At 70.4% G+C, this 12,729-nt stretch carries 11 protein-coding genes; 3 read left to right on the forward strand and 8 right to left on the reverse strand.

The window, feature by feature from the left end; translation table 11 throughout:
- Nucleotides 1-61: 61 nt before the first annotated feature.
- From ACIBH4_RS35760 to ACIBH4_RS35775, 4 genes are all read right to left on the reverse strand, one after another.
- The gene (locus ACIBH4_RS35760; protein WP_362767998.1) at nucleotides 62-796 is read right to left on the reverse strand and encodes a hypothetical protein; all 735 of its coding nucleotides are present in this window, start codon (nucleotides 794-796) and stop codon (nucleotides 62-64) included.
- Nucleotides 797-847: 51 nt separating this feature from the next.
- Nucleotides 848-1,678, reverse strand: coding sequence for an ATP-binding cassette domain-containing protein (locus tag ACIBH4_RS35765; RefSeq protein ID WP_362506055.1), 831 nt, complete (start codon nucleotides 1,676-1,678; stop codon nucleotides 848-850).
- Nucleotides 1,679-1,762: 84 nt separating this feature from the next.
- Nucleotides 1,763-3,442, reverse strand: a complete 1,680-nt coding sequence (locus tag ACIBH4_RS35770; RefSeq protein ID WP_362768066.1) for a protein kinase — start codon at nucleotides 3,440-3,442, stop codon at nucleotides 1,763-1,765.
- Nucleotides 3,443-3,685: 243 nt separating this feature from the next.
- Nucleotides 3,686-4,840: an alpha/beta hydrolase gene (locus ACIBH4_RS35775; protein WP_362767995.1), complete on the reverse strand. Its 1,155-nt coding sequence runs from the start codon at nucleotides 4,838-4,840 to the stop codon at nucleotides 3,686-3,688.
- Nucleotides 4,841-5,704: 864 nt separating this feature from the next.
- Here ACIBH4_RS35775 and ACIBH4_RS35780 point away from each other — a divergent pair.
- A complete protein-coding gene (locus ACIBH4_RS35780; RefSeq protein WP_362767992.1) occupies nucleotides 5,705-7,120 on the forward strand; it encodes a HAMP domain-containing sensor histidine kinase in 1,416 nt (471 codons plus the stop codon).
- 12 nt (nucleotides 7,121-7,132) lie between these two features.
- On the opposite strand, the gene ACIBH4_RS35785 is transcribed toward ACIBH4_RS35780, so the two are convergent.
- Nucleotides 7,133-7,606, reverse strand: coding sequence for a hypothetical protein (locus ACIBH4_RS35785; RefSeq protein ID WP_362506046.1), 474 nt, complete (start codon nucleotides 7,604-7,606; stop codon nucleotides 7,133-7,135).
- Nucleotides 7,607-7,709: 103 nt separating this feature from the next.
- On the opposite strand from ACIBH4_RS35785, the gene ACIBH4_RS35790 reads away from it, so the two are divergent.
- A complete protein-coding gene (locus ACIBH4_RS35790) occupies nucleotides 7,710-8,261 on the forward strand; it encodes an MFS transporter (protein ID WP_362767989.1) in 552 nt (183 codons plus the stop codon).
- A gap of 42 nt (nucleotides 8,262-8,303) precedes the next feature.
- The gene (locus tag ACIBH4_RS35795; protein WP_362506040.1) at nucleotides 8,304-9,044 is read left to right on the forward strand and encodes a YcnI family protein; all 741 of its coding nucleotides are present in this window, start codon (nucleotides 8,304-8,306) and stop codon (nucleotides 9,042-9,044) included.
- 169 nt (nucleotides 9,045-9,213) lie between these two features.
- On the opposite strand, the gene ACIBH4_RS35800 is transcribed toward ACIBH4_RS35795, so the two are convergent.
- From ACIBH4_RS35800 to ACIBH4_RS35810, 3 genes are all read right to left on the reverse strand, one after another.
- Nucleotides 9,214-10,095: an ABC transporter permease gene (locus ACIBH4_RS35800; protein ID WP_362767986.1), complete on the reverse strand. Its 882-nt coding sequence runs from the start codon at nucleotides 10,093-10,095 to the stop codon at nucleotides 9,214-9,216.
- A complete protein-coding gene (locus ACIBH4_RS35805) occupies nucleotides 10,082-11,167 on the reverse strand; it encodes an ABC transporter ATP-binding protein (RefSeq protein ID WP_362767983.1) in 1,086 nt (361 codons plus the stop codon). Before ACIBH4_RS35805 ends, ACIBH4_RS35800 begins: the two co-directional genes overlap by 14 nt.
- A gap of 223 nt (nucleotides 11,168-11,390) precedes the next feature.
- Complete coding sequence (locus tag ACIBH4_RS35810) at nucleotides 11,391-12,587, reverse strand: DUF2092 domain-containing protein (protein WP_362767980.1); 1,197 nt, start codon at nucleotides 12,585-12,587, stop codon at nucleotides 11,391-11,393.
- Nucleotides 12,588-12,729 lie beyond the last annotated feature (142 nt).

Genomic DNA, 12,729 nt, shown 5'->3' on the forward strand with positions numbered 1-12,729 from the left:
GTCTGACGGTTCAGTTTCAGCTTTCGCGCATCCCCGTGCTCCAACGGGGAGTCCTGTGATCTTACCCGAGAACGTAGCCCAGCACCTTCTCGCCGACGCGCTGGTAGGTGATCTCGGTGCCGTTCGCCTCCTCGCGGGCGAATTTCACGGCGTTCTGAAGCCTGCCGACCCGCTCCAGGAGCTCGTTCACCCGCTTCTGGGGCACGGCTCCCGAGAAGGTGACCTTGGTCCAGAAGCCGACGACGATGTCCTCGTGGTAGACCTCGACCTGGGCCGGATGCTTGTCGGTCGCCTCCGCCTTGACGTGGTTGCGGGGCACCTTCTTGGTACGGGTCGTCTTGACCGGCTCGGTCCGCCAGCAGTCGGTCGACTGGTCCAGCGTCCACGCCTCGGCGGCGTCCAGGACGGGCAGCTTGGCGATGAAGGTGTGCAGGTCGACCAGCTGCTTCTCCAGGAACAGCAGGTAGGTGACGGGCACGTCCTCCAGGAGGGTGGAGCCGTCGACCTTGATGTCGGCCCTCGCGGAGCAGTTGGCCCAGTCCTTGGTGGCGGTGACGTCGAACAGCCGGGTGAGCGCGGCGCCCACCTGCTTGAGCAGATCCTCGCCCTGCACCTGCACCCGGGTCGACTCGGGGGGCAGTTGCTCACCCTCGTCGTCGATGGGCTGGTAGGTCCGTGAGAGACCCGACAGCAGGGCGTTCTTCTGGGTCGTGTGGTAAGCGTCGGTCACCTTGCGCTGGGTGTCGGACTTGACGCCCTTCTCCACGGCGAGGATCTGGTTCAACTTGGTCGCCATGGGTGACACCGTAGCGGGAAGATCACCCGCATAACACCGCTTTTCCGCAGATCACCCCTCGCGGTACCCGCCGCGTACCGCGCGGGCGGCCCAGCGGCCGTCGAAGTGGTCGACGCGCAGCGGACGCCCGAAGCACTCCGAGAGGTTCTCCGCGGTCAGGATCTCCGCCACCGGACCGCCCACCTGGACGCGGGCGTCGCGCATCAGCAGGGCGTGGGTCGTGGTGGCCGGGACCTCCTCCAGGTGGTGGGTGACGGTGACCGTGGTCAGCGCCGGGCGGATCTCCGCCAGGTCCTCCACCGAGGTGATCAGATCCTCGCGGGCGGGCAGGTCCAGCCCGGCGAACGGCTCGTCGAGCAGCAGGATCACCGGCTCGGACATCAGCGCCCTGGCGACGCGGACGCGGGCACGCTCTCCCTGGGAGCAGACACGGAAAGGCCGGTCCGCGAGGTCCTTGCAGCCCATGTCGGCGAGCAGGTGATGGGCGCGTTCGTGCTCGGCGGGGCCGTAGCGGTCCCAGAGCGGGGCACTGGTCCCGGTGTGGCCGGTCAGCACGACGGTGTGGGCGGTGGCCCCCTCCTCCTCCAGCAGTTCCTCGTCGACGAGCCGCTGGCTGGCCGCGACGAGACCGATGTGGCGGCGCAGCTCGCGAAGGTCGACCCGGCCCAGCCGCTGGCCGAGCACGGTGACGGCCCCCTCGGTGGGATGGCGTACGGCGGCGGCCAACGAGAGCAGCGTGGTCTTCCCCGCCCCGTTGGGGCCGAGCACCACCCAGTGCTCTCCGTATCCGACCCGCCAGTCGACGCCCTCCAGCAGGGTACGGCCGACCACCCGGACCCCGACGCCGCTCAACTCCACCGCACCGAACACAGGCCCGCCCATCGGTATCCCCCTCCGCGTCGATTCGCGGCGCTCACTTTAACCGATGCACCGATACCTCCCCGTACATCGCCTGCAAAGCAGGTCTCAGCCCATCTGTATGGACGGGCCCGGGGTGGGGTGCGGGGTGATGGTCGTCCCCGAGGGGGCGGGGACGGTGGGGGTCGGGATCGGGCTCTCACCGTCGCCCGTCTGCGGGATCTGGGTGAAGGAGGGCCTGGTGCCGCCCGAGGGTCTAGTGCCGCCCGAGGGTCTGGGATCGTCCGAGGCCGTCGGGCAGTCCCTCGCCCTGCCCTTGCCCCTGGCGGTCGCGTCCGCGCAGTCACGCGGGTCGTCACCGTCGTCGGGCGAGTCGCCGGAGCCACCGGGGCCGCGAGGCCGTTCGGGCGCCGGCTCCTGCCGTCCGTCGCTGCCGTCATAGCTCGTGGTGGGCAGTGAGACGGTCCTGGTGGTGGTGATCTCCACAGTGGAGGGGGTGGTCGGCGTCCGCTCCAGCGACGTGCCGGAGGGCGGACGGGTGGCGGCACGGAAGATGGAACCCGAGGGAGTGCCCTCGGCGGGGAGAACCAGCGGCACCGACTCGGGGACATCGGAACCGCCGTCCGAACCCGACCCGCCGCCACCGGTCGCCGCGGCCACGGTGACCGCCGCCATGGAGACCGTGGCCAGCGCCGCGAAGCCGGCCTGCGACAGGTGCGCACCCTTGCGCGCGGCTCTGCGGGCCCCCTTGCCGGAGATCTCCACCGGGACCGAGGGCTCGTCATGCAGGCGCGAGGGAGGGGAGGACTGGGCGAACGCGTGCGACAGACGCGACGGCGACGGCGGCGATGGCGGTGATGGCGGGGCCTCAAGCCGTACCCTCCCGGTTCCCGGGGTGTAGGGCACCGGTGTCCAGATCTCCGCCAGCACCTCCGCGACCGCCTCCCGCAGATCCCAGGGATCGCCCACGCCGCCCGCGGCGAGCAGCGCTCCGAGCAGGTCGGCCGCACCGGGTCGTTCTGCGGGGTTCTTGACCAGGGACGCCTCGACGGCAGGGCGCAACAGGGCGGGCACCGAGGCCACCCTCGGCGGCTCGACCAGGATGCGCCGGGTCAGCGTGTCCGCCTCCCCCGCGCCGAAGGGGTGGTGGCCGCCGGCCGCGTAGGCGATCAGGCAGCCCCAGGCGAAGACGTCGGAGGCGGGCATCGCGAGCCCTCCGGTGAGCCGCTCGGGGGCGACCCAGCCGGGGCTGCCCATGACCTGCCCGGCCTGCGTGTGCGCGGCGAGCACGTCGACGTCCCTCGCGATACCGAAGTCGATCACCCGGGGACCGGTGTCCGACAGCAGCACGTTGCCGGGCTTGAGGTCGCGGTGGACCAGCCCCGCCTCATGCACCGCCACCAGCGCGGCGGCCACCCCCAGGGCGACGCCGTACGCCAGGTCGGGGGTGAGGGGGCCGTACGCGGAGACCACCTGGGAGAGCGCGGGGCCGGGAACGTACTCCGACACCAGGTAGGGACGGTTCCCGTCGATACCGTCCTCGATCACCGCGGCGGTGCAGAAAGGCACCACTCTTCGGGAGAATCGCACTTCTTCGGCGAAACGGGCGCGGAGCGTGGCATCGTTGAGATGCACCGGGTGCGGCGTCTTGAGCGCCACCACCCCGCCCTGCGGATGCTCGGCCAGATAGACGATGCCCATCCCACCCACTCCGAGGCGGCCGAGCAGAAGGTAGCGGCCGATACTGACCGGGTCCCCGACGGTCAGCGGCCGCACACCGGTCGGCATGCCGTTCACAGAACCTGCTCCCCCACGTGCCATCCTCGTTGAGCCTCTCGTGCGCGGGCTACCGGCAAGCACACTGTGGCGGGATTCGAGCGTCCTTCGCCCCCGACCGGCCAGAAGGGGTATGAGAGGTAAGGCGAATGATCCCTCAGGGTAAGAAATCCGTGGTGTGAGGGATGCCCTTGGGACGTGGTGGAACGGCGTGACCAGCGCGGAAGGCCCGAGGCCTGTCGCGGGCGCCGCGTCTCAGGCGGCGGCGGATCCGGGGCGCCCGGGACGCTTGCGGAGCGCCGGACCGGTGTCCTCCGGAGTGAGATCCGACCCGGAAAGGTCGGGAACGGAAAGCCCCGACGGGAGAAGATCCGGTACGGAGAGATCCGACGCGGTCAGGTCCGACGCGGTCAGGTCCGGCATCGCGCGGCTCCGCTTCGAGCCTTCATGGACGGGCGGGAGGTCCTGGGCCGCGGCGAGGAAGCGGGCGATGTGCGGATACACCTCGCGGGCCTCGGGGACGACGTCGGCGAGGATGGGGAAGACGTGCGGCATGCGGGGCCACTCCTCGTACGTGACCGGCACCCCTGCGGTGCGGGCCCGCTCGGCCACGCGGCGTCCCTCGTCGCGCAGGACCTCGGTGGAGCCGGTGACGACCATCAGCGGGGGCAGGCCGGTGTAGTCGCCGAGGACCGGGGAGAGCAGGGGGTCGTGGGGGTCGAGGCCCGCGGTCCAGCGGCGGGCGAGCCAGTCGACGCGACCGGCCGGGATCATCGGGTCGAGCAGCCGGTTGACCCTGCGGGGCGCGCCGGTGAGATCGGTCCACGGGGAGAGACACACGGCGGCGGACGGCAGCGGCATCTCCCGGTCTCGGAGCGCCAGGAGCGTGGCGAGGGTGAGGTGGCCTCCGGCGGAATCCCCGCTGAAGACGACGTCGGCGGGGTCGTACCCGTTCTCCAGGAGACATTGGTAGGCGGCGATCGCGTCCTCAAGGGCCTCGGCCGGCCTGTGGACGGGACCCTGGCGGTAGTCGACGGCCAGTACCGGGCGCCGGGTCGCGGCCGCCAGGCGCCAGGTGATCGGCCGGTGGGTCACCGGGGAGCAGGCGAAGTAACCTCCGCCGTGGAAGTAGAGCAGGACCTTGTCCTCGTCGAGTTCCTCCCCGGCGCGTACCCACTCTCCCGGGCACGGTCCCGCCTCGTCGGGTGTGACGGTGACGTGGACGGGCAGGCGGAACGGCACCCTGCCCGCCAGCGCGACGATGCGGGAGGCCGCGGCGAAGCCGACGTCGTTCCTCAGCAGCAGGTCGGAGATGGGTTTGAAGGTGCCACGCATGATCACGTTAAGGGCTGCGGCCTGCCAGCTGAAGGGATAGGCCGGACTGACGTCCATATCGATCTCGTCGTGCATGGGGGACCTCCAAAAAAGGACATTCCCCCCAGAATGGGCTTCTATCGGCGATTGAACATATCGAGAAGATTACAACTATGTATCACGCAGGTACACGTCACCCGTAAGTCACATCCGCACACCGACCGTAATCATGCCTGCAACCCTGATCGGGATCGGCTCGACGGTCGACCTCCGTCGCCCTCTCGTCTCATGGCGTCACCGAGGCCGGGACGGTGACCCCTGTCACACCGGCGTTCGACGAGATCGGGAACGGCCTGGAGGCGACCGGCGAAACCCTCCGGACATCGACTCTCCGACCACCTCGACGTCGGCCAGGACACCGAAGCCAGAGGCCGAGATGCCTACTACGAAGTCCCGCCGAGTTAAATGTGATGTTTGTCACACAATGGGCGATCACCGCGGGTCGCGGGACAGCTCCTGGTGAGGGCTTGAAGCGCCCTTGACCGGAACGGTCTCCCCGTATGCGGACCCGGCCTTCCGGCAGCACCCGCCACTCTCCTTTCCCCCGAAATCCCTTGCGCGTAGCCACAAACCTCTCAGACGGAGGTGAGCGAAACGGTCGGTCGATCATCGGCCCGAGGGCGGACGGCCATCATGAACGATCTACCAAAAGCGGCTCTGAGCAGGGATTCCCCAGGGAAAGGGAAGCTTTCGTGGGAGTGATACTGCCGCCTTGTCAAAGAGTTTCTGACATACCGTAAATGTCATGGACAGTGACAAGCTCCTGGGTGAGTTCCTGCGCGCCCGGTCCGCGCACGCCCTGGACCTGCTGGGCGGCCTCTCCGCGCCGGCGTCGTCATGAAAAACGCGGAGGGATCACGACTGCGCTCGATTCAGGCGCGATACACGATCATCACGACGATGGTGCTCCTCGTCATCCTCTCCGTGGTGGGGGCGAGCATCGACATGGCGATCCGCTACCGGATCCAGGACGACGCCTTCGGCAACGCCGAGCAGGTCGCGAGCCAGTGGAGCGCGATGGCGAGGATCGGCACCCTTCCCGATCCGATCCCCGGCTCGGCTCCGGTCGATCTCGTCCAGGTGGTGAACGCCCACGGCGTGGTCGTCAACTCCAGCACGGGAGCGATGGGCATGGCGCCGATGAGCTCCTTCCGTCCTCCGCCCGACGACCGGTTCCAGCAGCTGACCGAGGGCTCCCTCATGGTCATGGCCATTCGGGTCTCCGCCGCGGCCGACTCACCCGTCGTCTACGCGGGCCTCAGGGAGCCGGCGATCCTGCAGAAAAACCACCTGGAGTACTTCATCAGCGCGGGTCTTCTCGTTCTCCTCGCCCTGGCGTCCTGGATGACCTGGTGTGTCGTGGGCCGGACGCTACGGCCGGTCGCGGCGATACGTGCGCGAATGTCGGAGATCACGGTGAGCGACCTGAGCCTGCGGGTGCCCGTCCCGCCGGGCGAGGACGAGATCGCGTTGCTCGCCCGCACCGCCAACCAGACCCTGGCGCGGCTGGAGGAGGCCGTGGAACAGCAGCGTCGTTTCGCCTCCACCGCCTCCCACGAGCTCAGGACCCCGATCACCGGGCTGCGCGTGCAGCTGGAGGAGGCACTGCTCTATCCCAACGAGACCGATCCTCGCGACACCATCCGGAGCGCGCTCACGACCAGCGGCCGGCTGGAGGCGATCGTGAACGACCTGCTGCAGCTGGCCAGGCTGCGCGCCGCCGACCCTGCGCCTCAGGAGCCGATCGATCTCGGCGCCCTCGTGACGGAGGAGGCGGCCCAGGGCATCGGGATGCCGATACGGGTCCATGCCTCCGACGGAGTATGGGTCCGCGGCTCCCGAATCCAGCTGATCCGGGTGGTGGGCAACCTTCTGAGCAACGCGCGACGACACGCCGACAGCCGCGTCGAGGTCTTCGTCGGCGTCGAGGACGGCAAGGCCGTCGTGGCCGTGGTCGACGACGGCGCCGGCATCGCGCCCGCCGATCGCGAACGCGTCTTCGAACGCTTCACCCGCCTGGACGACGGGCGTCTGCGCGACTCCGGCGGCAGCGGGCTCGGCCTCGCCATCTCCCGCGACATCGCCCACGCCCATCGGGGAACCCTGCTGATCGAGGACTCGCCGCGAGGGGCGAGGTTCGTCCTGCGGCTACCGCTGTCGGACGCGCGGCCGCGCGGGAACGGTCCGCAGGCCACGTTCGACGACGCGTCGAAGGCCCCACCTCCCGCCAGGAGTACCACCGGCGAGAAGAACGACGGCGCGGAGGGCCGCGGCGAGGAGAAAACGGTCAGCTCGGCCGGGCACCACCGGCGGTGACAGGGGTCACGCTCATCGGACCTCTTCGTAGTCCTCCTCGTACTCCTCGTCGTCCCGGAACCGCGGTGCCCAGCGGGAGGGCATCAGCACCGGCAGGAAAAGCAGGATGCCGAGAAGTGCGTAGACGCCGCTGGTCAGCAACAGGCCCATGCCGCGACCGGCCTGCAGGAGCACCTCGTGGAAGGTCGGATCGTCCGGGACCAGGCCCATGGCGCGCCTGACGTCCAGGGCGTAGACCACGGTCCAGGCGAGCAGGACCATCGACGGGACGAAGGCCGCCATCGGGGAGACACGACCGGCGACCACCAGACCGACCAGGAGACCGATCCCGGCCATCACCCCGAGGGCGATCCAGGTCTTCGAACCGCTCTCCGCCGGGGGAACAGACGCCAGGCTCACCCCCGCCTCCTGTACGGCCCAGCCCGCACCGAAGAGAAGCACGGCCGACACGACCAGTCCGACCAACACTCCAGCGACGTGCCGCATCGCCATCACCTCGGCTCGAAGGAGCTGTCACGGTCGCGGCAACCATAGCGACAAAAACACTAAAACGGCAGACGCCCCGGAACGTGAGAATATGTGGGTCACCATGCGCGCTCGCCTCCCATTACGCCTCATGCGCGCGGCCGCCTTCTCGGCCGTCTGCCTGGCACTCGCCGTCCTCGGCCACGTGGCCGCGGGCGGTTCGGTGCCGGGGCCGTGGGCGGTGGCCGCGGCGGGCACGGCGGTCACCGCGATGGCCGCGCTGCTCGCGGGACGGGAGCGGTCGGCGGTGGCGATCGGTGCCGGGCTCGCCACCTTGCAGCTGTCGCTGCACGAGGTGTTCGCCCTCGGTGACGCCACGGGGATCTCGCTTCCTCATCCGCACGTCAGAGGGCTGGGCGAGAGTCTCGGCATGCTTGTCGCGCACCTCACCGCGACCCTCATCACCGGCTGGTGGCTGGCCCGCGGTGAGAGTGCCCTGTGGGCGCTGCTCCGTTCGGCCGGTCGACGTCTCGGCGCCGTGTTCCCGCTGCTGCGGCCCCCGGCGGCCGTCGCCTCTCCCCCACGCCCCGCGTACGCCCCGGTCACGCCTGTTCTCCCGCGTGCCGTCCTCCGTCACTTCGTCAGCCGACGCGGTCCTCCACTTCCCGCCGCCTGACTCGACCAAGGAAAACCCGAACCTCCGAAGTGGAGAACCCCCATGTCGCTCACGCATGCCTGCCGTCGACTCGCCGCCGTCACCGCCGGTGTCACCGCGCTCACCCTCGGCCTCGCCCTTCCCGCCCTCGCGCACGTCACCATCAATCCCGGCAGCGCCCAGCAGGGCGGTTTCACCAAGGTCGCCTTCCGGGTCCCGAACGAGCGCGACGACGCCTCGACGACCAAGCTCGAGGTGACCTTCCCCACCGACCACCCGCTGGCGTTCGTCTCGGTCAAGCCGGTGCCCGGCTGGGAGGTCAAGGTGGTCGAGGGCAAGCTGCCCAAACCGGTCACCACCGAGTACGGCGAGCTCACCGAGGCGGTCACGAAGGTCACCTGGTCGGGCGGGAAGATCGATCCCGGCCAGTTCCAGGAGTTCGAGGTGTCCATGGGAGCCCTGCCCACCGACACCGACCAGCTCGTCTTCCCCACCACCCAGACCTACAGCGGCGGCGAGGTCGTGAAGTGGGCGGACGAGCCCAAGGCCGACGGCTCCGAGCCCGAGCGCCCGGCCCCGACGCTGAAGCTCACGCCCGCCTCCGCCGAGGGAGACGGCCACGCCGCAGCCTCCGCCACTCCCTCGACCGCAGCCCCCGCATCGGCACCTTCTGTGGCCCCGGCCGCCGCCTCCGCCGAGGGCTCGGACGGCACCGCCCGCCTGCTCGGCGGGGCCGGGCTCGTGCTCGGAATCGCCGGACTCGTGGTCGGTGCGCTCGGCCTGCGCCGCGGGCGCGCCTCCTGAACATCCTTTGATCACCTTGTGATCGTCTTCTGATCGCACGCGGAACGGCCCCGGGAAGAGGAGCTTCCCGGGGCCGTTCCGCGTCCGCCGCGCCCGTCCACACCTTTCCCGGAAACCGGCGCAGGCCCCGGCACGGAGGAGGCGGTGGCGCCGTTCGAGATCAGGCGGATCAGGCGGTGATGTCCTTGCCGGTGAAGCGCGCCCAGGCGACGGAGCCGAAGACGGCGATGTAGGCGGCGAAGACCAGCAGCCCCTGCCCCATCTCACCGGTGGCCACCGGATCTCGCAGGACACCGTCGAAGCCGCTCCACCAATGGGTGAGCAGGTAGGGCTGGATCGCCGACAGCTGCGGGATGACCCCCAGCAGCTGGGACACGATGACGACGACCACGGCCGATGCGATGGCCCCGACGGACACCTCGGTGAAGGTCGACAGCGCCAGCGCGACGGCGGCCAGCGCGGCCATGCCCGTGGTGACGTACAGCGCCACGACACCGATTCGCAGCACGCCGTCGAGGAAGGGGATCGTCCCTCCCGACAGCAGCGTGATCGGCCCCGCGGGGAACAGCAGCAGACCGACGAGCAGCGCGGACAGCGCCACCGCGGCGACGGCGGCCAGGCAGAAGACGACCGCGCCGGCGTACTTGACGGCCAGCAGGCGGGTCCGGCCGGCCGGGGCCGCGAGCAGGTAGCGCAGCGTGCCGATCCCCGCCTCCCCCGCGATCGAGTCACCGGCGACGACCGCGACGGTGACCGGCAGCAACAGCTGGACCAGCACGGAGAACGCGGCGAAGGTGAGGAAGAGCCCGTTCCCCGCGACCTGTTCGAAGATCGCCGATCCGCCTCCGGAGCCTCCCTCTCCCCCCATGGATCCGCTGAACATCCGCAGCGCCATCCCGATCAGCACCGGGATCACGGCGAGCACGGCGAGCATCGTGATGTTCCTCGGCCGCCGGAAGATCAGGCCGATCTCCGAGCCGAGCAGCCGCAGCCACGCCCGGGGGGCGCCCACCGCCCGCGCGAGCGGAGGGGCACCGCTAACCGTCGACATCGAATCCCTCCCCGGTCAGGCCCACGAACATGTCCTCAAGGCTCGGTCGCTGGACGGCGAGGCCGCGGACGGCGACGCCTTCGGCGACCAGGGCTGCGCACACCAGCTCCGCCGCGCCGCCCCCCAGCGCGGCGCTGACCTCACCGTCGCCGAGGCGGATCTCCGCCAGGCCGAGCCCCGCCAGCACGGCCGCCGCCTCGACGGTGTCGGGGGTCTCCACCCGGATCCTCACCGTCTCCTGCGCGCGCAGATCGGCGATGGATCCCTGGGCGACGAGCCGCCCGGTTCGCATGACGGCGATGTGGGAGCACATCTGCTCCACCTCGGCCAGCAGGTGGGAGGAGACGAACACCGTCGTCCCCTCGGTGGCGATCTCCTTGACCAGGCCACGCACCTCACGGGTGCCCTGCGGGTCCAGGCCGTTGGTCGGCTCGTCGAGGATGAGCAACTCCCTCGGGCCGAGCAGCGCGGCGGCGATGGCAAGCCGCTGGCGCATGCCGAGCGAGTAGGCGCGGTAGCGCTTGCCCGCCGCGGCGGCGAGGCCCACCCGTTCCAGCGCGTGCCCGATCCTGGCCGAGACCGTGCGCGGGTCCGCGGAGGGGTCGGCGGCGTCGTAGCGGCGCAGGTTGGCCTCGCCCGACAGGTAGGGGTAGAAGGCCGGCCCCTCGACGAGTGCGCCCACTCTCGGCAGCACGCCGCCCGCCCCCGAGGGCATCGGCGCGCCGAGCAACCGCCACTCCCCCGCCGTCGGGGCCACCAGGCCGAGCAGCATACGAATCGTGGTGGTCTTTCCCGAGCCGTTGGGGCCGAGGAAACCGAACACCGACCCGCTGGGTACGGCCAGGTCGAGGGCGTCCACGGCCACCTGACCGCTTCCGAAGCGCTTGGTCAGCCCGCTGGTGACGATGGCGAGATCCCCGTCCGCGGCGGGACCCGGCACCGGTCTCTCGGCCATCAGCACGGTGCCCCCGGCCACCCCGCCGTCCCTGACCTCGCCGGCTCCGCTCTCCGAGGCCTCGCCGCTCCGGTTCTCACCGTCCCCGCCGTTCCTCGCGTTCTGGACGATCGGCACTTCTCCCCCACTGCTCGTCGGTCGCGGGACGGCCGCGCGGCCGTCCCGCCTCATCTCACGCCCCGGACATTCACGAGCACCCACGAACGTGATGGATCCGCTTGCTTTCCCGAACGCCCGCGTGGTCCGGAGGGCGTCCGGTTCACGCCCCCTGATCCCGCACGGGGAATCGGAGGACGCCCGCCGGGAGCCGGGCGCGGACACCTGACTCCCGGCATCGTGTTCACTTCCGACCGGCCGCCTCGGACAGCTTCTCCGGGGTGACGGCACCGACCAGCAGGCGGCCGTCGTCGGTCAGCAGCGCGGAGACCAGCTTGGTCTGGACGACCTTGCCGCTGCCCCACGTGCCGCTGATCGGCTTGGCCGACTTCAGCATGGCGTCGGTGATCGCATCGGCGTCCTGTCCGACCGCGTCTCGCGAGGCCTCGCCCTGTGGTGCCGAGGTCAGCTTCCGCATCTCGGAGGCGGGGATCACCGCGATCGTGGTCCAGCCTTCGCCGACGATCTCGGCCTTGTTCTTGATCTCCTCACCTTCCCTGAGCTTCTCTCCCTGTCGCCCGCGCTCCTCGGCGAGCTCGCCGAGCGACGTCTCCTCGACCTTGGCGCCCGCGGGCGGGGTGAAGGCGAAGTTCTCCGCGGCGGGCGGGGAGAAGGTGACCGAGGTGAAGCCGACCTCGAAGGCGGGCTCGGCGGCGTTCCTGGCGTACACCTGGATCCGCAGCGGGACGAAGGTCTCCCCGTCCAGCGCCACCTTGACCTCCTTGACCAGGGACGAGGTGTCCTTGGGCGCGAGGACGAGCTGGTAGGCCGCACGGTCGGCGACCTTCTCGGTGTTGGTCACGCTGATCGCGGTGTCGTCCCCGGCCTTCTCCAGCAGCTGCTGGACGAACTGCTGCGGTGTGGTCGCCGTGGGCAGCGCCCTACGTGCGGCGCCGTCGGCCGGCCCCCCGTGCCCGAGGCCCTCGGCGTCTTTCGCCTCCCCCACCTTGATACGGGTGGCCTTGTTCGCGTCGCTCTGCCACATCCACACCTGGTCGCCGTTGACGATCAGGTTGGTCTCGCTCATCCGCCCCGGAAGGGCGAAGCGGACCTTGTCCTCACCGCCGTACCAGACTTTGAGCTCGTGCGAGCCCGCGAGCAGGCCCGCGGGCGAGGATCCGCCCATGCCCGCCACATCGGGCAGCCCCGGCAACCCGAGTGAGGCGGTCTGCACGACGGTGCCCGACATGGGTTTGAGCCCGGCCTGGCTCGCCTGGACGGCGTCGGCCAGCAGCTGCTCGGCGGTGCGCTCGGGCAGCGCGGGGTCCCCCTGGACGGCGGCGATGACCGGTCCGGCTCCGATGGCTCCGGCGACCACCGCGATCGCGGCGACCGGCACCGCCCACCTCACCGCGCGCCCCCGTCTCGCTTGCTCAGACATCTCATTCCTCCACGGTATGCCGTCAATCCCTGTCAGCAGCAGCCTGCGCGACGGGTCCTGTGCCGAAGCTGAGACAGACTGAGAGGCCTCACAGGCTTCTCAGCCGCCTCTCAGGCGGGGTGGTCGAGGATGGGCACGTCGA

The organism is Streptosporangium sp. NPDC050284 (genome assembly GCF_044459525.1).
In the GTDB taxonomy this organism is placed as follows: domain Bacteria; phylum Actinomycetota; class Actinomycetes; order Streptosporangiales; family Streptosporangiaceae; genus Streptosporangium.